Source organism: Pseudomonas yamanorum (genome assembly GCF_900105735.1).
In the GTDB taxonomy this organism is placed as follows: domain Bacteria; phylum Pseudomonadota; class Gammaproteobacteria; order Pseudomonadales; family Pseudomonadaceae; genus Aquipseudomonas; species Aquipseudomonas yamanorum.
Genome location: NZ_LT629793.1, coordinates 393242 through 414455, shown reverse-complemented (window position 1 = coordinate 414455; position 21214 = coordinate 393242). Strand labels below are relative to the sequence as shown.

The window sequence follows — 21214 nt, the reverse complement described above, 5'->3', positions numbered from 1 at the left end:
CCCGGTATCACGTATTGGTCTTCAACTTGGTCCACAACCGAGTGGCCAGCCGCGCAATCGCCGGCGGCAGGTCTTCGACGATGAACAGCTTGTCCATCACGCTTTTCGACGGGTAGATCGCCAGGTCTTGCTTTACCTCGGGAGTCACAAACTCATCCGCGGCGCTGTTGGGGTTGGCGTAGTGGATGCTGTTGCTGATGTTGGCAATCACCTTGGGCTCCAGCAGGTAATTCATATAGGCATAGCCGTTCTTCTCGTGCGGCGCGCCCTTGGGCATCACCACCATGTCCAGCCACAGCGTCGAGCCTTCATCCGGGATCGAGTAGGCGATGTTGATGCCGTTTTTCGCCTCCTTGGCGCTGGCGGCGGCTTGCACGACGTCGCCATTAAAGCCGATCACTGCGCAGATATTGCCGTTCGCCAGGTCGCTGATGTACTTGGAGGCGTGGAAGTACTGGATGTAGGGCCGGATCTTCAACAGCGCCTGTTCGGCCTTTTTGTAGTCGGCCGGTTCGTGGCTGTGGTGAGGCAAGCCCAGGTAGTTGAGGGTGATCGGCAGGATCTGCGTGGGGTTGTCGATAATCGCCACGCCGCAGGCGCTGAGTTTCTTGATGTTGTTTTCATCGAAGAACAGGCTCCAGGAATGGGTGACGTCGGTGGTGCCGAAGATCGCCTTGATCTTCTCGACGTTGTAGCCAATCCCCGCCGTACCCCACATATACGGGAAGCCGTACTGGTTGCCCGGGTCGTTGGTCTCCAGCTTCTTCATCAGCAGCGGGTCGAGGTTTTTCCAGTTGGGCAACTGGCTTCGGTCGAGCTTCTGGATCGCCCCGGCCTTGATCAGCCGCGACAGGAAGTGGTTGGACGGGCTGACCACGTCATAACCGGTATTGCCGGTCATCAGTTTGGATTCCAGCACTTCGTTGCTGTCGTGAATGTCGTAGGTCGCCTTGATCCCGGTCTCCTGGGTGAAGCGGGTCAAGGTGTCGTCGGCGATGTAGCCGTTCCAGTTGGAAATATTCACTTCTTCGGCGGCGTACACGGCCGCCGGGAGCGCGCTGAGGATGACCGCCAGGGACAGACTGTTGATGTGCATGTGAATCACCTTTGTTGAGGTTTTTTGTTCTAGATTTCTGTCCGAGCCCGGACCGTTTCCACGCGCATACGCAGCATGGCACCGATGTCGAACAACGGCCGGGGCGGCAGCCAGCCGGGCTCTGCCCTGAGCATTACGGAGTGCAGGAGCGACGAGGCTTGGCCCGACGCCCACTCGGCCAGCAGTCGGCCCCATAACGTGCCGCGGGCGACGCCCGATCCGTTGCAGCCGGCGACGGCGTACAGGTTGTTTTCGACTCGCGCGAAATACGATTGGCCGCTGCGGGAGGCACTCAAGTGGCCGGTCCAGGTGTAGTGGATGTCTTGTTCGGTGAGCCAGGGAAAGCGTCGCTGCAATCCCTTCACGTGGTGTTGGCGCCGGTGCAGCAGGTCGCCGTTGGACAAATCCCGAGTGCGGTATTCCGCCGTGTTGCGGATCATCACCCGGCGGTCCGGCGTCAGGCGCACCGTGGCGCCCAGTGGCCGGGTGGACAGTACGCCCCAGGGTTCCACCGCGCCGATACGGCGGTATTCCTCATCGCTGAAGGGGCGGGTGAGGCTGGCGCTGAGTTCCATCGGGAACGTCGCGCTGTCTTCAATACCCACCCGTGGAATAAAGGCGTTGAGGCACACCAGCACCTGGCCGGCTTCAATGCAGGCGTCCAGGCCGTTGGCGCGAATGCCGCCATTGGCCATGCGCTCAAGGCCGGTGATGTCGGTGTTCTCATAGAGCGTCACGTTGTCCGGCAGGGCTTCCAGCAAGCCCTTTACGTACTTCGCCGGTTGCAGCAAGGCGTTGCCATTGCCGCACCAGATGGCGGCCTGGTAATGCTCGGTGCCGAGTGTTTGTGCGAGCGCCTCACCCTGTAGAAAGCGCGCTGAAGCACCCACCGCACGCAAGGTCGCCAACTTGGCATCCACATGCTCGAGCTTGTCGGGATCGTGCACGGCGAAGAAGTAGCCGCTGTCCCTGAAATCGCAGTCGATGGCATGGCGGGCGATGCGCTTGCGCACTTCATCACTGGCGGCGCGTGAGATGGTGGTGTCCACCTCAAAATCGGCGAAGCCAGAGCGGCCCATCAATTCACTTTCAGCGGGATGCTCATGGGCCACCACAAAACCGGAATTGCGCGCCGAGGCACCTTGGGCGGCGCGCTGGCGGTCGACGATCACGATGCGGGCCTCGGGGTGCATCTCGGCCAGGGTGTGGGCCGCACACAAACCGGTAATCCCTGCGCCGATCACCAGCCAGTCGGCTCTTTGAACGCAGCTCAGTCGGCCCCGGGCGGGGAGGCTGTCAGTCTGGGCAATCCAGCCACATGTGTTTTCCATGAAGATCCTCGGCTGTATGCGTTGTTCGCATGACTAAGTTCGGGCTACAGCTGGAATCTATAGGGCCGGTGGTGATACAACCAACGTTATAAAATCATCCAGCTATTCGGAAAATGCATGGATAACATCCGTCACGTGCCTTCGTTGCAGGGCTTGCAGGCGTTGGTTGAAGTCAGCGATTGCGCCAGTTTCACCGTGGCGGCACAGAAGCTGTGCCTGACCCAAAGCGCGGTGAGCCGCAAAATCCAGCAGTTGGAAAGCCATTTCGGCGTGCCGATGTTCACCCGCACCAGCCGCAGCCTGCGCCTGACCGCTGAAGGTGAGCAGGTGCTGGCCAGCGCCCGGAGCATCCTGGCGCAACTGAAGGTGCTGGAGGATCGGCTCTCGCCTCACAAACGCCCGTTTCGCATCCGCCTGCATGTGTCGCTGGCGGTGCGCTGGCTGCTGCCCAAGCTCAGTGATTTCTATCGCAACCATCCCGATATTTCCCTGGCGATCGAGACCGTCGCCACCGAGGTGGTCGAGCCGGCGAGTGACAGCGATGCCTACATCCTTTACCTGCCCAAACCCGACAACGATCCTGCGCGCCTGACCTTGTTCCACGAGTCATTGGTGCCGGTCTGCGCACCGGGTTTGGGGCCACTGGCTTCGGTGGAGCAACTCGCACACTTTGCGCTGCTGCATCGTTCGGCCGACAAGCAAGACTGGATGACCTGGCTGGCGGCCAATGGTGCGCGGTCGCTGGACGACTACCGGCATATCCCGTTCAACCTCGACGAACTGGCACTGGATGCCGCCGCCCGCGGGCTTGGGGTGGCGATGACGGACCTGACCCTGGCGGCCGAGTCGATCGAACGGGGTGTGTTGGTGGTGCCGTTTGGTCAGCCGCTGGTGACCGGCGGGGTGTATGCATTGTGCTTGCAGCCATCGGCGGCGTCACACCCAGGCTGTGCGCTGATCATGCAGTGGTTTGGGCAGCAGGCGCGGCATGCTAACGTCACGCCTTAACTTACTATCGCCAGTTCATCCATGAAAATGCCCGATATCGACGCCATCCAGGCGTTCGTCCTGGTCGCTGAACTCAAGAGTTTCACCCGCGCCGCCGATGCCATCGGCGGCACTCAGGCGGCCATCAGCCTGAAGATAAAACGCCTCGAAGAAAGCCTTGGCCGCAAGCTGCTGGAGCGCACGCCGAGACGGGTCACGTTGTCGGCCCATGGGCTGATGTTTTTGACCAGCGCGCGCCGTTTGCTGGACAACTACCAGGAGGCGATGAACTGTTTTGGCCCGCAGAAACGCACCTTGCGCGTGGGCGTCAGCCACCACATTGTCGGCGCCGATCTCAGCCTGTGGCTGCGGCGTTTGGCGACCACCGACCCGGACGTGATCGTGGCGTTCAGCCTCGGCACTTCGCGGGACATGTTGATGAACTACGAGCAGGGCAAGCTGGATGTAGCGATGATCCTGCGGCACGACAACCGTCGCCAGGACGGCGAAGTGGTGGGCGTCGAACGCTTTGGCTGGATGGCTTCCCACGACTTCGAATTACGCCAGGGCGGGGCGTTGCCCCTGGCGATCCAGCCGGAGCCCTGCGGCATGCGCAGCATGGTGATGGCGGCGCTGGCCGAGCAGAACCGCGCCTGGGAAGAGGCATTCGTGGGCAGCGGCATCCTGGCGATTGGTGCTGCGGTGGTGGCGGGCATTGGCATCGGCGCGATGGTGGGGCGGATGGCGCCCGGTGGCTGCGTCGACGTAGAGCAGCGTTTCGACCTGCCGCCGCTGCCCAATCGTGAAGTGGTGCTGTATACGGCGCAGCGGGACACTCAGGCGCAGGCGCTGATCCGCACCTTGAGCGCCGATATTCCCGCCGATTGAACTAGAACATCAGGCGCCCGGCCCAGGCCATCAGCAGGGCCAGGCTACTGATGCCGAGGATGGCCACGCCCAACGCGGCGAGGTGAACGAGCAGGGCGGTTACAGGCTGACTTCGATGGGGTTCCATGTGAGGACTTCCTTGGGTGTTCGGGAAGCAAAAGTATGGGTAGCCATCGCGCACCAAAACAGGCGCTGCTAGCTATTTCAGTGATAAGCAAAACCGAAGGAACGCCCGAATATCATGAGTAGAACTTGTGATCATCTGGAATAAAATGAGTTTGTCTCACTATTCGCCGATCCCGACAATAGCTCCCATACACACACATTGGAGCTTTACGTCATGGCTGTTGCCCATTCCCTTGGATTCCCGCGCATTGGTCGCGATCGTGAACTGAAAAAAGCGCAGGAAGCGTTTTGGAAGGGTGAACTCGACGAAGCCGGCCTGCGCGCCGTAGGTCGTGAGTTGCGCAAGACGCACTGGGACCTGCAAAAGAAGGCCGGCATCGAGTTGCTGCCCGCCGGTGACTTCGCCTGGTACGACCAGGTACTGACTCACTCGCTGATGTTCGGTGTGATCCCTGAGCGTTTCCGCCCGGCCGATGGCAAAGCCACCTTGCACACCCTGTTCGGCATGGCCCGTGGCGTCAGCGACAGCTGCTGCGGCGGTGCCCACGCCCAGGAAATGACCAAGTGGTTCGACACCAACTATCACTACCTGGTACCTGAGTTCAGCGCCGACCAGCAGTTCCAACTGGGTTGGGAGCAACTGTTCGAAGAGGTCAAGGAAGCCCGTGACCTTGGCCACACCGTCAAGCCGGTGGTTATCGGTCCGCTGACTTACCTGTGGCTGGGCAAGGCCAAGGGTGGCGATTTCGACAAGCTCGACCTGCTGGACCGCCTGCTGCCGCTGTACGGCCAGATCTTCCAGCGCCTGGCGGACCTGGGCGTGGAGTGGGTGCAGATCGACGAGCCGATCCTGGTGCTGGACCTGCCGCAGGATTGGAAAAGTGCGTTTGAGCGTGCCTACAACCTGATCCAGCGTGACCCGCTGAAGAAGCTGGTGGCCACCTATTTTGGCGGCCTGGAAGAGAACCTCGGCCTGGCAGCCAACCTGCCGGTGGACGGCCTGCACATCGACCTGGTGCGTGCGCCGGATCAGTATCCGACCATCCTCGATCGTCTGCCTGCTTATAAGGTGCTGTCCCTGGGCGTGGTCAACGGCCGTAACGTGTGGCGCTGCGACCTGGAAAAAGCCCTGGCCACCTTGCAGCATGCTCATGAGCGCCTGGGGGATCGCCTGTGGGTGGCGCCGTCTTGCTCCTTGCTGCACAGCCCGGTGGACCTGGGCCGTGAAGACAAGCTGGATACCGAGCTGAAAAGCTGGCTGGCGTTTGCCGTACAGAAGTGCGAAGAAGTGGCGGTGCTGGCTCAGGCCGTGAATCAACCTGAAGCGCCAAACGTGATCGCCGCCCTGGCTGAAAGCCGCGCCGTGCAAACTGCCCGTGCCGCTTCGCCACGTATCCATAAGCCCGCGGTGCAGGCCCGCGTGGCGGCGATCACCACCAAGGACAGCCAGCGTCACTCGCTGTTTGCCCAGCGGATCGAGAAACAACGGGCCGGCCTCAACCTGCCGCTGTTCCCGACCACCACCATCGGTTCGTTCCCGCAAACCGCCTCGATCCGCCTGGCCCGCCAGTCGTACAAGGCCGGCAAGTTGAGCGAAGCCGAATACGTCGAAGCCATGCACAGCGAGATTCGTCACGCGGTGGAAGTGCAGGAAAACCTTGGCCTGGACGTACTGGTGCACGGTGAGGCCGAACGCAACGACATGGTCGAATACTTCGCCGAGCAGTTGGACGGTTATGTATTTACCCGCTTCGGCTGGGTACAGAGCTACGGTTCCCGTTGCGTGAAACCCGCAGTGATTTTTGGTGACCTGAGCCGCCCGAAAGCCATGACCGTGGAGTGGATCCGCTACGCCCAAGGCCTGACCAACAAGGTGATGAAGGGCATGCTGACCGGCCCGGTGACCATGCTGATGTGGTCGTTCCCCCGGGAAGATGTAAGCCGCGAAGAACAGGCGCGCCAACTGGCCCTGGCGATTCGTGACGAAGTGGTGGACCTGGAAGCCGCCGGGATCAAGATCGTACAGATCGACGAAGCCGCGTTCCGCGAAGGCTTGCCGTTGCGCCGGGCGCAGTGGAAGGAATACCTGGACTGGGCCACCGAAGTCTTCCGCCTGTGCGCCTCCGGTGTGCGCGACGAAACCCAGATCCACACCCACATGTGCTACAGCGAGTTCAACGATGTGATCGAGTCCATCGCGGCGATGGATGCCGACGTGATCACCATCGAAACCTCGCGCTCGGACATGGAACTGCTGGAGGCGTTCGAAGCCTTCGCCTACCCGAACGACATTGGTCCTGGGGTGTACGACATCCACTCGCCACGGGTGCCGGATGCCTCGGAAATGGCCAACCTGCTGCGCAAGGCAGCCAAACGCATCCCGGCCGAACGCCTGTGGGTCAACCCGGATTGCGGCCTGAAAACCCGTGGCTGGCCGGAGACTGAAGCGGCGCTGATTCACATGGTGACTGCAGCGCGTCAACTGCGGGCTGAATTGGCCTGATCCAACACCCGGAATCACACGCCGGGTGAAGATCAAAAATGTGGGAGCTGGCTTGCCTGCGATAGCGGTAGGCCAGTTTGCACCTTCGGCGACTGATACACCGCTCTCGAAGGCAAGCCAGCTCCCACAGGAATCTACAGCGCTCAAAAAACTGTGAAATTGCCAGTTACGACCCTTGCAGACTAGAATGCGATCAATTCTTAATTACGCTTGGGTCTCACCGCCCGGCGCGCCCCGGTGATCGGCATGTCGTCTCCCCTCAATCTGCATATCCAGGACCTGTACTGCGAACACCATGGATGGTTGCACCGTTGGCTGGACCGCAAGCTGGGCAATGCCAGCGACGCCGCCGACCTGGCCCATGACACGTTCATGCGCCTGCTCACCCGGCAAACCAGCACCCACTTGGGCGCCGAGCCACGGGCATTGCTGACCCATATCGCCAAGGGCTTGATGATCGACAGCTGGCGCCGCCAGGAGGTGGAGCGCGCCTACCTGGAAACCATCGCCCACCTGCCCGAGCAACATGTACCTTCGCCGGAAACCCGCTGGCTGATCCTCGAAGCGCTGTACCGCATTGAAGCGATGCTGCGGGATCTGCCGGAAAAAACCCGCCAGGCCTTCCTGATGTCGCAGATCGATGGCCTGACCTATCAACAGATCGCCGATGCCCTGGGTGTGTCGCTGATTTCAGTCAAACGCTACATGCGCGATGCCTTCCTGGCCTGCCTGAGCGTGGCATGAGCCAGTCGATTGATCCGCTGATCCTCGGTGAAGCCGCCGACTGGATGGTGCAGTTGCAATCCGGCAGCGCCACCGATGAAGACCGCCGCGCCATCGCCCTATGGCAGGGCCGCAGCGCCCAGCACGCCCAGGCCTGGCAACGGGCGCAGGCCGTTCTGGGGGACTTCAACAGCGTGCCGGCGGCGATTGCCGGCGATACCCTCAAGCGCATTGGGCGCAAAAAGTCTCTCGGTCGGCGCCAGGCGCTCGGGCTGTTGCTGGCGGCGGGCCCGGCGGCCTGGCTGGCGTATCGGCAGGTGCCGTGGCAGCAGTGGACCGCCGACCAACACACGGCCATCGGCGAACAAAAGAACCTGACTTTGCCCGACGGTACACGCCTGCTGCTCAACACCGGCAGCTCGCTGAATATCGCGTTCTCCGATCAGGTACGGCGCATCGAGTTGCTCAAGGGCGAAGTGTTGATCACCACCGCCAAGGACTCCGCTCATCGTCCGTTTATCGTCCAGACCCGCCACGGCACGGCCCGCGCCTTGGGCACGCGGTTCAGCGTGCGGGTGGGTGAGCAGGCGAGTCGAGTGGCCGTGACCGAAGGCGCGGTGGAGTTGCTGGCAGAGCATGCCGGCCAGGGTGTGATCGTCAGGGCGGGCGAGCAGGGCGCCTTCAGTGTTGACCGGGTAGCCGCCGTCGAGCCGCTGGACGTCAGCGCCCTGACCTGGGAAAACGGCATGCTGCTGGCCCAGCACATGCGCCTGGCGGACTTGCTGGATGAGCTGGGTCGTTATCGCGCCGGCGTGTTGCGCTGCCACGACTCGGTGGCCAACCTCACGGTGTCGGGCGCGTTTTCCCTACGGGATACCGACGCCAGCCTGCACCTGTTGCAGGAAACCCTGCCGGTCAAGGTCAGCAGCCTCACCGGGTATTGGGTGACGGTCGAACCGCGCTGATTTTTTTCAACATTCGCTGATACCTTTTTCGTTGTCGCCCGGTGTAGGGGAGAACCCTCAACATTGCTCCGCGTCGACAGGAATGCCCATGACCGCCAGACCGCTCCCATACTGCCCCCGTCCGTTGAAGGCACTGAGCCTGGCGGTCGCCCTTGCCGCCATCGCGCCGTTGCAGAACGCCCAGGCAGAAGAAGCTGCGCCAAGCAGTGCGGCGCGCAGCTATACCCTCGCGCCGGGGCCGCTGGGGAATGTGCTGGCGCAGTTCGCGGCGTTGTCCGGGGTGCCGTTGTCGTTCGATTCCACCTTGCTCAACGATCAACAAAGCCCGGGGTTGCAAGGCAGTTACAGCGCGCAATCGGGCTTTGCCCAGTTGCTGCAAGGCAGCGGCTATACCCTGCAAGGCACCAGCGCCAATGGCTACACCGTGGTGCCCCAGGCCAGCGGCGATGCGTTGGAACTGGGCGCCACCACCATCAGCGGCGAGGAGAGCGGGGCGCAGGCGGACACGTATGCGGGCGGCCAGGTGGCACGTTCTGCGCGCCTGGGCGTGCTGGGCAACCGGTCCATCAGTGACGTGCCGTTCAGCGTAGTCAGCTACACCTCGAAAACCATCGCTGACCAACAGGCACGGACCGTGGGCGATGTGTTGCTCAACGACGCATCGGTGCGCCAGTCGTCCGGGTTCGGCAATTTCTCCCAGGTGTTCACCATTCGCGGCCTGCCGCTGAGTACCGATGACATCGCGTTCAACGGCCTGTATGGCGTGCTGCCCCGGCAGATCATCACCACCGAAGCCCTGGAACGGGTGGAGCTGTTCAAGGGCCCCAACGCCTTCGTCAACGGCGTATCGCCTTCGGGCAGCGGGATTGGCGGCAGCGTCAACCTGGTGCCCAAGCGCGCCGAAGACACGCCGACCCGCAGCGTCACCCTCGATTACGCCAGCGACAGCCAGACCGGCGGCCACATCGACCTCGGCCAACGCTTTGGTGAAGACAATCGCTTCGGCGCCCGGGTCAACCTGGCCCGGCACGGCGGCGAAACCGCCGTGGACGACGAAAACAGAAGCTCGCAGTTGATCGCCGTCGCCCTGGATTATCGCGGCGATCGTTTGCGGGTCTCAACCGACTTTGGCTACCAGAAAGAGCGCATCAATAATGGCCGCTCGGTGGTTTACCTGACCGGCACCAAAGTGCCCAGCCCGCCGTCGGCCAAGGACAACTATGCCCAGGACTGGAGCTGGTCGGAGCTGGAAGACACCTATGGCATGGTCAATGCCGAATATGACTTGAACGATAACTGGACGGCCTACGCCGCGGGTGGCGCCAAGCACACCCGGGAGAACGGCCAGTATTCGTCGCTGTATGTCGGCAACGATGGCAGCGCCAAGGTGGGCTTCCTGTATTCGCCCCATGACGAAGACAACAAAAGCGCCATGGCCGGCTTGAACGGGCACTTCGCGACGGGGCCGGTGACCCATCAGATGAACTTCGGGTTGTCGGGGATCTGGGGCGAGCAGCGCTCGTCTTACGAGGCGATCCTGCAAGCCAACCGCCAACCGGGCAACCTGTACAATCCGACGCAGACACCGCGGCCGACCAACACCTATTTCGGCAGCGATATTCACGACCCGCGTGTTGTCGGCAAGAACCGCATCAAGAGTGCGGCGGTGTCCGACACCCTGGGCTTTCTGGATGATCGGGTGTTGCTGACCCTGGGTGTGCGGCGCCAGACGATCGAGGTGGACAGCTGGAACACCGCCACAGGGGCGCGCGGTACGCCGTACTCCGAGTCCATCACCACGCCGGTCTATGGCCTGGTGATCAAGCCTTGGGAGCATGTGTCGTTCTACGCCAACCGTATCGAGGGCCTGGCCCAGGGGCCGACGGCGCCACTCACTAACGTCACCAATCCCGGCGAAGTCTTCCCGCCCAAGCGCAGCAAACAGACGGAGGCCGGGGTCAAGCTGGACTGGGAAAACTATGGCGCCACGCTCGGCGTGTACCGCATCGAACAGCCGAACAACGCGACCACCCGATTCCCAGGCCAGAGGCTCGATACCTTCACCGTCGACGGTGAACAGATCAACAAAGGCGTAGAGCTCAACGTGTTCGGCGAGCCCATCGACGGCCTGCGCCTGCTGGCCGGTGCCACGTGGATGGACACCGAACAGAAGAGCACCTCCAACGGCGCCACCGACGGCAACCGCGCCGCGGGTGTGCCGCGCTTCCAGTACAACGTGGGGGCGGATTGGGATGTGCCGGGCATCCAGGGGGCGGCGGTCAGCGCACGGATGCTGCGCACCGGTGGCGAATACGTCAACGCCGCCAACAGCCTGAGCATCCCGGCCTGGACCCGCGTCGACCTGGGCGCGCGGTATGGCTTCAAGGCGGATGACAAATACATCACGCTGCGCGCCAACGTCGAGAACGTGGCGAACAAGGCGTATTGGTCGTCGGCGTCGACGGCGAATAACTACCTGACCCAGGGTGAGCCGCGGACGGTGAAATTGTCGGCGACGGTGGATTTCTGAGCCTGGGAAAACCTATCGGTTCAATGAACAACCTGTGGCGAGGGAGCAAGCTCCCTCGCCACAACAAGCCAAAATGTCCCACGGTCAACCCGGATTCACCTCTATCCGGTCAAAGCCCCTGAGGCGATACAGCATCACCGAGATCGCCCAACTGGCCACAAAGATCCCGATGATCAGGTAGCCCAGCATCCCGAAACTGTCGTTCAGCGAGCCGATAAAGCTCCAGAACGATCCCTTCAAGTCCAACTGGTCACCCATCAACCCCAGCGCTTCAATGCTGCCGATCACCACCGCAACCACCACCGACACCAGGGTGATGGTCATGTTGTAGTAGATCTTGCGGATCGGCTTCATGTACGCCCAGCCGTATGCCCCCAACATCAGGTGACCGTCGAGGGTGTCCACCAGGGACATGCCGGCGCTGAACAGCAGCGGGAACACCATGATTGCCCACGGCGACAGCCCCTGTGAGGCCTGGGTCGCAGAGATTCCCAGCAGGCCGATCTCGGTGGCCGTATCAAACCCCAGGCCAAACAGGAAACCCAATGGATACATGTGCCAACTGCGGCTGATCAGGCGAAACACCGGGCGGAAAATCCGCGCCATGAAACCCCGGTCCGCCAGCAATAGGTCGAAGTCATCCTCCACGTACGCGCCGCCCTGGCGTACATGGCGCCAGGCCTTGTAGATTGCGTGCAGGATCACCAGGTTCATCAAGGCGATGACCAACAGGAACGCCGCCGAGACCGACGTGCCGATCACCCCGCCAATGGCCTTGAACCCTTCAAACCGGTCCTGCATCGTCGACGCCGCAAACGCGACGCCAATGGATGCCAGCACCACCACCGAAGAGTGCCCCAGGGAGAAAAAGAAACCGACCGCCACCGGGCGTTTCTTTTCCTGCATCAGCTTGCGGGTTACGTTGTCGATGGCGGCGATATGGTCGGCATCCACCGCATGCCGCAGTCCGAAGCCGTAGGCCAGCAACGCAGTGCCCAGCAGCACCGGATGCTCATGGAAGGCTACCAGCGCCCAAATCCAGGCGGCCACGTTAATGCCGACCAACAGCCCGTAGATACCAAACAGCTTGGCGCGAACCTGGGTGTTGGAGTCACTGAAAACCTGGGCAAGGCGTAGGATCATCAAAGGTACCTTTGTACAGTGGAAACATTCAGACATATTCCGGAACTTTAAAGGTTTTGTTTAAGTTGATGATGAAACCTGTGGGCTTACTGAGGAGACGACGGTGACGACTATCGAGAGTGGAGCGCTGGCGGTTATTGAATTCTGGAAGGCGGCGGGGCCCAAGCTCTGGTTTGCCAAGGATGAAGCGTTTGACCGGCGCTTTCGCGAGGCTTTCTACGCCGCGCATTTGCAGGCGGCCCGGCGCGAACTGGAGAGTTGGATGCAAACCCCGGAAGGCGCGCTGGCGTTGCTGTTGCTGCTGGACCAGTTCCCGCGCAATACCTTCCGAGGCACGGCGCATATGTTCGCCACCGACCCGCTGGCGCGCCTGTATGCGCGGCAGATGGTCGAGGCGGGGATGGACACGTTGATCGAAACCCCGTTGCGGGCGTTTTGTTATTTGCCCTTCGAGCATTCTGAAGACCCCGAGGATCAACAGCGGTCGCTGGCCCTGAACAAGGACCTTGATGCCAATACCTATCGCTGGGCCAAGGAGCATGCCCGCATCATCGAGCGGTTCGGGCGCTTTCCCCATCGTAATGAGGTGTTGGCCAGAGTCACGACAGAAGAGGAGCGGGCGTTCCTGGAGGACGGTGGCTTTTCGGGCTAGGACTCTGGTTCAGCGACAAAGTCTCTGACGCCCGCCTGACGAAAACGTCGAACGCCCTTGAGGTCAATCGCCCAACGCAGCGCTTCAGTCGCTGACGGACGTTCGCCATGGGTGATCGCTGCCTCATCGGTGGTCAGTCTGCCAAGGTAGCCCTGCTTGCCGCCGCGTTCGCTCCAGTAGTGGGTGTGGCTGAGCCAGGACTTGGCGAGCCAGCCTTTCCATTTGTCCACGGTGACCGGCAGGTCCAGCACGCCGGGACCCATCACCGGGCTGACCGGGCCGCCGACGATGTCGCCAAACAGGCCCAGGGGCGCGGGGAAGTAGAGGTTGGTCCAGCGGGTCACGGCGAACGCCGCGGCATGGTGCAAGTACAGGGGTGAAAATGGGCGACTGCCCACGGTGAAAGGAAGCCGACCGCTGTAGGCGTAGCCCTTTTCGTCGAGCGTCGGCGGGCACGCGGGGGCTTCGCGGCGTTCGATGCGGCGCTTAAAGTCGCTCACGCTGCGGCCCAGCAGCAGGCTGGCGTGGGCCATCGGGCTGCCGAGGGTGACCAGGTCGGTGATGCGCCAAGGGGTGCCGAGGTTGCGTTGTTCGATAAAGGCTTCGGCCTGCTGCTCGCGAAACCTGAGGAGGCTTTGAAGGCGGCCGTCGAGGGCGTTCCCGGCCTTCGGCAACGTGTCCTGGACCACCGGTTGCAGTCGCTCGTGATTGGCGTAGCGGGCGGCGAGTTCCGGGTTGTTGGGGTGCAACTGGTCGTGATGTTCATGCCACAGGTAGCCGACGATGTCGTAGGCAATCACGCTGCCCAGGCTGTGGCCGACGACGATGATGCGGTCGTAATCACCCTTGTCGTGCAGGGCACGCAGCAAGTCGACGCCATCGGCGCGGATCTGTTCACGCACCACCACGTTCTGCGGGTTGGGGCTCAGGTAGCGGGCGGCGTCGCCAAGGTACGACAGTGCCGAGTACTTCAAGGCCAGGCCGATCACCGCCAGCAGCACCGGGATCAGGGCAAAGGGGTTGTCGCTATGGGGAAACCGGCCATACAGCGTCGCCAGGGTGCCGCTGACCAGCAGTACAAGCATGGCCAGCAAGGTCCAGCGGGTGGCGCGCCAGATCGGCACGATGGCCGTGGGAATATCCCGGCGCGGGCGCTTGAAAATGTCCCATAGCCAACTGAGCAGGTGGCCGACCTTGGTGCCCTGCATCTTGTGGGCCCAGTAGTACTCATAGAAGTCGGTGGAGTTGCGGCCCGCCGACTTCAACACGCGCAAGTCGAAGTTGCGCGAAAACCGGTCGGGTTTGCTCCAGTAGAAGGGCGTCGCCTCGGGGGTGTCCGCCGGGATCACCGCTTCCACGAAGCCGCGCAGGGTATCCATCGGGCGCTGTTCGCCGATTCCGTGGATGACGACTACCGCTTGTTTCATCTGTTGATCGTTCCTTGATCTGTTTTCGGGGGCGTTACGGGAGGGGTGCAAGGGGCCATAGTATTGCCATTATCGATGGTATTCCAGCCAGGAATGCCCCCATAAAAACCGCGCATTTTATTTGCACGGCGCGATCTCGTAGTGTGTTGCTCCCACCAAGGAGATGTCGCCGTGAATCATCGCCCGCTGACCCTGTACGTTGATGCCCATTTCACCAGTCCCTACGCGATGTCGGCGTTCGTGACCCTGCGGGAAAAAGGCCTTGAATTTGAACTGCTCACCCTGAACCTCGACACGGCCGAGAACCAGACCGAAGCGTTCGCTCACTTGTCACTGACCGGGCGCGTGCCGACTCTGGTACAGGGTGAGTTTGCGTTGTCGGAGTCGTCGGCGATTACCGAGTACCTGGAGGAAGTGTTCCCGCAGGTACCGGTGTACCCGGCCGAACCCCGCCAGCGGGCGAGGGCGCGGCAGGTGCAGGCGTGGTTGCGCAGTGACTTGATGCCGATTCGGCAGGAGCGTTCGACCCTGGTGGTGTTCTACGGGCTCAAGGGCGAACCGCTGTCGTCGGCAGCGCAAGCGGCGTCCCACAAGCTGATCAACGCGGCACAGGCGCTGTTGGCCGACGGCCGCGATTATCTGTTCGGCGAGTGGTCGATTGCCGACGTGGACCTGGCCGTGATGCTCAACCGGCTGATCCTCAACGGCGACAGGGTGCCCGCCAACCTGGTGGCGTATGCCCAGCACCAATGGCAACGGCCTTCGGTGCAGGAATGGGTCAAGCAGGCACGACCGTCGCTGTAGTCACCTCCTCAATTACTAAGTGAATCCTGATCCATGAATATACTGTCGAGTGACTCCCGCCTGCCGTTGTATCAGCGTTTTCGGGATCATCTGATTGAGCAGATTGCCAATAATCACTGGCGTGCCGGTGCGGCTATTCCTCCTGAAGCGGTGCTGTCCACCCAGTACCAGTTGTCTACCGGCACCGTGCGTAAAGCGATCGAGGCGTTGGTGGGGGAAGGCATTCTGGAGCGTCAACAAGGCCGGGGCACGTTTGTGCGTCGTCCGAAGTTTCAATCGTCGTTGTTCCGGTGTTTTCGCTTTCAGGGCCCGGGCGGCGAATGCCAGTTGCCCCAGAGCCGGATCCTGTCGGTCAAGCCGGTGAAGGCGCCGTTGTCGGTGAGCGAGGTGCTGGGGCTGGCGCCGGATGCGCCGGTGATTTGTATTGTGCGGGTGCACGTACTCGACACGGGGCCAGTGCTGGCGGAGGAAATCTGGCTGCCGCGCCCCCGGTTCCAGGCACTGCTGGACGTGGACCTGACCCGGCAGGGCTTGCTGTTGTACCCCACTTACGAAGAAGTCTGCGGGCAAGTCGTGGCATCTGCCGAGGAAGCCCTCACCGCCGAGTCCATCGATGACGTGTGGGCCCGCTGGTTGCAGGTGCCGGTGGGCAGCCCGGTGATGGTGATCGAGCGGCTGGCACGGGATTACGCTGGCCAACCCCTGGAGTTGCGACGCGGCCGTGGCCACGCCGAGCATTTCCGTTATCGCGTGGATATTCGCTGAACCGTTAGCGCGCTGCTATTCGGCTTTCAGTAGCACCAGCCAGGCTTGCACCACCCGGCGGTCAAGGTCTTCCCAGTCGGCCATGCCCAGCACCCGGGTGGTGTTCAAGCCGCGCAAGTAGCCGCGCAGTTGCTGGGCGATGGCGTAGACCACCTCGGGTTCCGCGGTGTTATCCAGCAGCACTTCCTCATAATCGACCAGGTAGTCGGCAACCCGGTCGCGAAATTCCGGCAGCACGGCTTCACGGATGCGATCGAAGGTTTTCTGGTGGGGCTTCATAGGCGTTCCTTATCATTTTGTGTGAGGCGGCCTGCACGACACTATTGCTCTAGATAATAGTCACCATCAAGTATTGCGAGTTCTGTTTTTCTGAAAAAGGAGGACAATTGCCATCATTGAACATGATGTGCAAGGACCCTGCGATGAGGACTTTTACCGGATTGGCCCTGGTGGCGCTGCTGATGAGCACAATGGTTGGCTCTGCGTCGGCCGGGGGGCTTCAAGCCAGCCACCTCGCGCCAATCGTCGCCAGCCCGGTGGGTTTGCAGCATTCGCAAACGGTCGGTGTGCTCTACAGCGACAACACCCTCGACAACCTGCAGTACCTGGCGCGCTACCACACCATGGCAGTCAATGGAGCCAAGGATCAGTTGGACGACCGGATTCGCCAGGCCTTCGTCGACAGCTCCGACCCGGACCTGGCGATTGACTGGCTGATGGCTTCGTTGCGGCACACCTTTGCCTCCGTCACCCGTTACGACAACCTTGATGCGCTGTTGCAGGCGCACCCGGACGTGGTGGTGATGCTCGACACCTACAACCAGTTGCTGACCCAGCGGAACGACCTGGTGGAGGCGCGGTTTGTCGCCAAATTCTATGACCTTGACTTGCAATACATCGACAAAGCCGAGGGTTCGGCGCAATTGCACTTGCCTTCTGTATGGGTACATGACAAAACGGCGCCCCAGATCGCTGCACAGATTGGGCAGCAGCGCGACGTTCAGTTGAATGCATTAAAGCAGTTCGATGCCTCGCTCAAGGCGTTGGTCGCTGCCGGTTAGCCCACTTCGTTTATTTTTCAGGAATTTCTATGCGCTTGTTGTTCGTGCCAGCGATGGCTTCTGCTTCTTTATTGATGACCGGTTGCGCGTCTGCCCCCAACGCACCGACCCTGACGCTGCAAACCAGCAAGTCTCCCGATGCGTATGTTGAGTGCGTGGTGCCCAAGTTCGAGAAGAACGGCATGACCTCCACGGTCACGCAGAACTCTCGGCATGCGCGGATCGTGGTGACCAGCAAGATCGCTGCGGACAACATCCTGGAAGTCTACAAATCCCAGGACGGCGGCAAGGTGTTCTTGTATGAGCGCAAACCATTGGCGTCGGCGTTCAAGCCATCGCGGTTCGAGCATGCGGCGCAGGATTGCCTGTAATCGACTGGCGCCGGTCTGTCGGCTGGCGGGGATCTAATGTGGGAGCTGTCGAGCCCCAGCGAGGCTGCGATGGCATCGCTGCGGTCTGACAGTGACACCGCGGTGATCCCATCGCAGCCTCGCTAAAGCTCGACAGCTCCCACAGTTGATCTTCATTGCATTGAGCGAACGATTCAGCTCGGCTTTGGCTCGCTGCTGAACGTCTCGACCGCTTTCACCAACCCCTTGGCCGCCAGCGCCACCAACTCACCGCCTTTTTGCGGGGTAGCCAGTGCCGGGTCCGAACCCATGCGGCCATCCGGGAAACGTGCGCGGAAGTCGCGGGCTTCGCGGATCGGGCCGGTGTTGGCGATTTGCGGCGAGTAGTCAGCCGACTTGATCGCGTCCGGGTAGGCCCATTGGGTCACGGCGATTTCCGACGGCGTGGCATGGCTGCCATGGCCCACCGGGAACTGCTGGTGCGCCAGCTCGTTCACGCCTTCCAGGTCCCACCAGTTGCATAGTTTCAGCGCATAGCCTGACGGGCGCCCGCTGAAGCTGGCTTCGGCGTACAGCTCGGAGAACGCCGCTTCGATCGAGGCGATGTTGCCGCCGTGGCCGTTGAGGAACAGGATTTTCTCGAAGCCATGACCTGCCAACGAACGTACCCAATCACCAATCGCCGCGATAAAGGTCGAAGGGCGCAGGGAGATGGTGCCGGGGAAACCCAGGTGGTGTTGCGCCATGCCGATATTGAAGGTCGGGCCGATCAGGATGTCGGCGTTTTTTTGCGCTTCATGGGCGATGATTTCCGGGCACATCCAGTCGGTGCCCAGCAGGCCGGTGGGGCCGTGTTGCTCGTTGGAGCCGATGGGAATCACGATGCTGCGGCTGCGTTCCAGAAACTGGCCAATCTCGATCCAGGTGGATTGATGTAAAAGCATCTCAGGTTCTCTCTCTCATCAAGCCCAGGAACACGGTGGAGTTCCTGGTGGCGTGTGCCGCATGTTGCACGGCAACGGCCAGCCCATCAACCGCCTTTGACGGTACCGGCACTCGCCATCTGGCGCGGCTTGCAGTTGAGATACGCCGATGACTTCAGCCAGCGCTGGTCGGGGTACCAGGAAAACATGAACTGGCCGTCCTTGAGTTTATCCACCACCTGGCGCGCTACCTGCGGGCGTACGGCGGGGCAGCCCTGGCTGCGGCCGATGCGGCCCTCGCGCTTGCTCCACAAGGGGCTTACGTAGTCGGCGGCATGAATCACGATGGCTCGGTCCCGTGCACGGTCATTGAAACCCGGTTCCAGACCGTCCATGCGCAACGAGTAGCCATGGGCGCCTTCGTAGCTCTCCTGGGTGCGGAACAAGCCGATGCTGGACTGGTAGCTGCCTTCGCGGTTGGAGAACTGGGTGGCGAAGTTTTCCCCGGATTTTTGTCCGTGGGCCACCAAATCCCGCAGCACTAATGTCTTCTTGCGCAGGTCGAAGATCCATAGACGACGAGCGGTCGAAGGCTGGGAGTAGTCGATAACGGCCAGCCGGTCGGACTGTTCGATGCCATTGCCCACCGCGCACTGCATGGCACTCAAGGCTCTTTTCAATACATCGGGGTTGAGTTCTGGAGCGGCGTGGGCGAGGCTGCTATACAGAGTAAGAGGTTTACCGGTGTCTGCGAGCGCAACGGTGCTCAGCGAGGCAAAGGTCGAGATGATCAGGCCGAGTCGGCAGCAAAAGGTCAGCATGTATAGAGCATCTCCGCCGTGGATGGGAGCTAAGCGATTGTTCAAAAAACACGCATGTTACTTGAGCATTTGCCTGCTCGTTGCACCGCTGGTCGCGACAGCCGAAGACCTGTTGGTGGTGTCACCGGCCCCGGTGCAACTGGCGCTCTCGCAATTGTCGACGGTTTGCCCAGGCCTGGCCGGGCAGGTCGATGCGCCTTCCCAGGCGCGTTTGCAGGCGTTTTATCAGCAGCAGGGCGACGTGGTGCTGTGGTCCGAAGGGGATCGCCGCGCCGAATTGCAAGCCCAACTGCAGTTGCTGGCCGACGATGGCCTGGACCCGGCTCACTATAGACTGCCTCCGACGGATGCCACGGGAAACGTGCTGTGCATCGACATCGGCACCAGCCAGCAGTACCTGCAAGCCCTGCAGGATCTGCATTTCGGCCGCTTGCAGCAATCGCGCTTCGAGCCCGTCTGGCATTCGCAACCGGCCCCGGACTCCGACACCCAAGTGCTGGCCATGGCCGAGGCCGGTATGCAGAACGTCGCCCAAGCTTTCGACCAGGCCCGTCCGAGCGCGCCGCTATACCTTGGCCTGCGCAGCGCCTATGCCGCCCTGCGCCAGCAACCGTTGCAGCATTGGGAGGCGGTGGCCAGCGGCCCGCTGTTGCGCCCCGGCATGGACGATTCGCGAGTGCCGCAACTGGCGCGGCGCATGGTCAATGGCGGCTACCTGAGCGGCACCTCCGCCGGCACGCAGTACCGTGGCGAGCTGGTCAACGCGGTCAAGACCTTCCAGCAAAGCCATTCCCTGCAAGCCGACGGCGTGATCGGCCCGGGCACGGTCACCGAGCTGAACATCAGCCCGGCCATTCGCCGCGAACAACTGCGCATCAACCTGGAGCGGTTTCGCTGGTTGTCCCGGGACCTGGAGCCCGACGGCGTGTTGGTGAACGTTGCGGCGGCGCAACTGAGTTTCTACCAAGGCGGTGTGCCCGTGTGGCAAACCCGCCTGCAAGTCGGCCGCGCCGACCGCCAGACACCGCTGCTGAAATCGCGCATCACCCGGCTGACCCTGAACCCCACCTGGACCATCCCGCCCACCATCATGCGCGAGGACAAGCTGCCGGCGATCCGACTGAACCCCGAATACCTGCGCCAGCAGAACCTGCAAGTGCTCGACAGTCAGGGCAACCCGCTGGTGCCGGAACAGGTCGACTGGTCGCACCCCGGCAACATTTTGCTGCGCCAGGGCGCCGGCCCGCGCAACCCGCTGGGCCGAATCGTGCTGCGCTTTCCCAACCCGTATTCGGTGTACTTGCACGACACGCCGAGCCAGCCGCTGTTTTCCAAGGGACCGCGGGCCTTCAGTTCGGGGTGTGTGAGGGTTGAGCAGCCGTTGCAATTGCGGGACTTGCTGGTAAGCCCGGCGGAGAAGATCCGCACCGAAGAGCTGCTGGCGACGGAAACCACCCACGAGTTCCGGCTCGCCACGCCGGTACCAGTGTTGTTGGGGTACTGGACGGTGCAGGTCGATGGCAAGGGCGCTTTGCTCTACGCGCCGGACATTTACGGGCGCGACCCGGTGTTGATGAAAGCGATGGAGAGTGCGCTCTAGGCGCTTAGCTGAGCGTTGATCATCGTCAGCGCCTCATGGGGAGACAAGCGCGCCGTATCGACGGTCAATGGCGACTCGGCCCATGGCTCATATTCATGGGCCAGGACGGACTGCCAGGTGGGCGGCGTGAGCCCCGGAATATCGCTGGTGCGTGATTCCACGCGACGTTGATGTTCGTGTGGGTCGGAGCACACCACCTGGATATTCACCAGCGGCGTATCGGCGCTTAGCGCGGTGTCGCTCCACGCCTGACGACTTTCAGCCACCGGGTTAACGCAATCGACGACAACCGTGCGGCCCAGCAACAGGTTGCTCAACGCCAGCGCATTGGCCACCTGGTAACCGCTGCTGCCCACACCTTGCTCCAGAACCCCTGCATCGCGGATGGCCTGCTCGATGGTGTCGATGCGCAGATACACGGCGCCGGATTGGCCGGCAAGGGCCTTGGCAATCGTGGTCTTCCCGGTGCCGGGCAGGCCGCTGAACACAATAAGCATCGTCGATCCTTCGAATGGGTGA

Annotated in this window: 21 protein-coding genes; 12 read left to right on the top strand and 9 right to left on the bottom strand. The window is 61.9% G+C overall.

Annotation, left to right across the window (positions count from 1 at the left end; translation table 11 throughout):
• Window positions 1–7 precede the first annotated feature (7 nt).
• Together BLU46_RS01990 and BLU46_RS01985 are read right to left on the bottom strand one after the other, a co-directional pair.
• Complete coding sequence (locus BLU46_RS01990) at window positions 8–1096, bottom strand: polyamine ABC transporter substrate-binding protein (RefSeq protein ID WP_093197855.1); 1089 nt, start codon at window positions 1094–1096, stop codon at window positions 8–10.
• Between the two features lie 29 nt (window positions 1097–1125).
• Window positions 1126–2427 (bottom strand): NAD(P)/FAD-dependent oxidoreductase, encoded by a 1302-nt coding sequence (locus tag BLU46_RS01985; protein ID WP_093197850.1) that lies wholly within the window; start codon window positions 2425–2427, stop codon window positions 1126–1128.
• 117 nt (window positions 2428–2544) lie between these two features.
• On the opposite strand from BLU46_RS01985, the gene BLU46_RS01980 reads away from it, so the two are divergent.
• Both BLU46_RS01980 and BLU46_RS01975 read left to right on the top strand, forming a co-directional pair.
• Window positions 2545–3435 carry a LysR substrate-binding domain-containing protein gene (locus tag BLU46_RS01980; protein WP_093197845.1) on the top strand — a complete coding sequence of 297 codons (891 nt, stop codon included), beginning with the start codon at window positions 2545–2547 and terminating at the stop codon, window positions 3433–3435.
• Window positions 3436–3456: 21 nt separating this feature from the next.
• A complete protein-coding gene (locus BLU46_RS01975; RefSeq protein ID WP_231988859.1) occupies window positions 3457–4302 on the top strand; it encodes a LysR family transcriptional regulator in 846 nt (281 codons plus the stop codon).
• Window position 4303: 1 nt separating this feature from the next.
• Here the strand turns inward: BLU46_RS01975 and BLU46_RS33355 are convergent, their stop codons facing one another.
• Window positions 4304–4429, bottom strand: coding sequence for a hypothetical protein (locus BLU46_RS33355; protein WP_017475098.1), 126 nt, complete (start codon window positions 4427–4429; stop codon window positions 4304–4306).
• A gap of 213 nt (window positions 4430–4642) precedes the next feature.
• On the opposite strand from BLU46_RS33355, the gene metE reads away from it, so the two are divergent.
• From metE to BLU46_RS01955, 4 genes are all read left to right on the top strand, one after another.
• Window positions 4643–6931 (top strand): 5-methyltetrahydropteroyltriglutamate--homocysteine S-methyltransferase, encoded by a 2289-nt coding sequence (gene metE / locus BLU46_RS01970; RefSeq protein WP_093197838.1) that lies wholly within the window; start codon window positions 4643–4645, stop codon window positions 6929–6931.
• A 246-nt stretch (window positions 6932–7177) separates the two neighbouring features.
• Window positions 7178–7675 (top strand): sigma-70 family RNA polymerase sigma factor, encoded by a 498-nt coding sequence (locus BLU46_RS01965; RefSeq protein WP_093210076.1) that lies wholly within the window; start codon window positions 7178–7180, stop codon window positions 7673–7675.
• The gene (locus BLU46_RS01960; RefSeq protein ID WP_093197833.1) at window positions 7672–8619 is read left to right on the top strand and encodes a FecR domain-containing protein; all 948 of its coding nucleotides are present in this window, start codon (window positions 7672–7674) and stop codon (window positions 8617–8619) included. The genes BLU46_RS01965 and BLU46_RS01960 overlap by 4 nt, the downstream gene beginning before the upstream one ends.
• 88 nt (window positions 8620–8707) lie before the next feature.
• Window positions 8708–11149 (top strand): TonB-dependent receptor, encoded by a 2442-nt coding sequence (locus BLU46_RS01955; protein ID WP_093197829.1) that lies wholly within the window; start codon window positions 8708–8710, stop codon window positions 11147–11149.
• 84 nt (window positions 11150–11233) lie between these two features.
• On the opposite strand, the gene BLU46_RS01950 is transcribed toward BLU46_RS01955, so the two are convergent.
• A complete protein-coding gene (locus BLU46_RS01950) occupies window positions 11234–12292 on the bottom strand; it encodes a HoxN/HupN/NixA family nickel/cobalt transporter (protein WP_093197825.1) in 1059 nt (352 codons plus the stop codon).
• Window positions 12293–12395: 103 nt separating this feature from the next.
• Between BLU46_RS01950 and BLU46_RS01945 the strand changes: the two genes are divergently transcribed.
• Complete coding sequence (locus tag BLU46_RS01945) at window positions 12396–12944, top strand: DUF924 family protein (RefSeq protein WP_093197820.1); 549 nt, start codon at window positions 12396–12398, stop codon at window positions 12942–12944.
• On the opposite strand, the gene BLU46_RS01940 is transcribed toward BLU46_RS01945, so the two are convergent.
• Complete coding sequence (locus BLU46_RS01940; RefSeq protein WP_093197817.1) at window positions 12941–14371, bottom strand: alpha/beta hydrolase family protein; 1431 nt, start codon at window positions 14369–14371, stop codon at window positions 12941–12943. The genes BLU46_RS01945 and BLU46_RS01940 overlap by 4 nt on opposite strands.
• A 171-nt stretch (window positions 14372–14542) precedes the next feature.
• Between BLU46_RS01940 and yfcF the strand changes: the two genes are divergently transcribed.
• Together yfcF and BLU46_RS01930 are read left to right on the top strand one after the other, a co-directional pair.
• Window positions 14543–15175: a glutathione transferase gene (gene yfcF, locus BLU46_RS01935; RefSeq protein ID WP_093197812.1), complete on the top strand. Its 633-nt coding sequence runs from the start codon at window positions 14543–14545 to the stop codon at window positions 15173–15175.
• 33 nt (window positions 15176–15208) lie between these two features.
• Complete coding sequence (locus BLU46_RS01930; RefSeq protein WP_063030910.1) at window positions 15209–15940, top strand: GntR family transcriptional regulator; 732 nt, start codon at window positions 15209–15211, stop codon at window positions 15938–15940.
• A 15-nt stretch (window positions 15941–15955) separates the two neighbouring features.
• On the opposite strand, the gene BLU46_RS01925 is transcribed toward BLU46_RS01930, so the two are convergent.
• Window positions 15956–16219 carry a hypothetical protein gene (locus BLU46_RS01925; protein WP_063030908.1) on the bottom strand — a complete coding sequence of 88 codons (264 nt, stop codon included), beginning with the start codon at window positions 16217–16219 and terminating at the stop codon, window positions 15956–15958.
• 143 nt (window positions 16220–16362) lie between these two features.
• On the opposite strand from BLU46_RS01925, the gene BLU46_RS01920 reads away from it, so the two are divergent.
• Window positions 16363–17001: a hypothetical protein gene (locus BLU46_RS01920; protein WP_063030906.1), complete on the top strand. Its 639-nt coding sequence runs from the start codon at window positions 16363–16365 to the stop codon at window positions 16999–17001.
• Between the two features lie 29 nt (window positions 17002–17030).
• On the top strand, window positions 17031–17372 hold the full coding sequence (locus tag BLU46_RS01915) for a hypothetical protein (RefSeq protein ID WP_063030904.1): 342 nt from the start codon (window positions 17031–17033) through the stop codon (window positions 17370–17372).
• A gap of 173 nt (window positions 17373–17545) precedes the next feature.
• Here BLU46_RS01915 and BLU46_RS01910 read toward each other — a convergent pair whose 3' ends face one another.
• Both BLU46_RS01910 and BLU46_RS01905 read right to left on the bottom strand, forming a co-directional pair.
• On the bottom strand, window positions 17546–18295 hold the full coding sequence (locus tag BLU46_RS01910) for a creatininase family protein (protein WP_008435386.1): 750 nt from the start codon (window positions 18293–18295) through the stop codon (window positions 17546–17548).
• Between the two features lie 86 nt (window positions 18296–18381).
• Window positions 18382–19095 carry a murein L,D-transpeptidase catalytic domain family protein gene (locus BLU46_RS01905; RefSeq protein WP_023658766.1) on the bottom strand — a complete coding sequence of 238 codons (714 nt, stop codon included), beginning with the start codon at window positions 19093–19095 and terminating at the stop codon, window positions 18382–18384.
• A gap of 37 nt (window positions 19096–19132) precedes the next feature.
• Between BLU46_RS01905 and BLU46_RS01900 the strand changes: the two genes are divergently transcribed.
• A complete protein-coding gene (locus tag BLU46_RS01900) occupies window positions 19133–20695 on the top strand; it encodes a L,D-transpeptidase family protein (protein WP_093197809.1) in 1563 nt (520 codons plus the stop codon).
• Here BLU46_RS01900 and BLU46_RS01895 read toward each other — a convergent pair.
• Window positions 20692–21192 (bottom strand): AAA family ATPase, encoded by a 501-nt coding sequence (locus tag BLU46_RS01895; protein ID WP_093197805.1) that lies wholly within the window; start codon window positions 21190–21192, stop codon window positions 20692–20694. The genes BLU46_RS01900 and BLU46_RS01895 overlap by 4 nt on opposite strands.
• Between the last annotated feature and the right edge of the window lie 22 nt (window positions 21193–21214).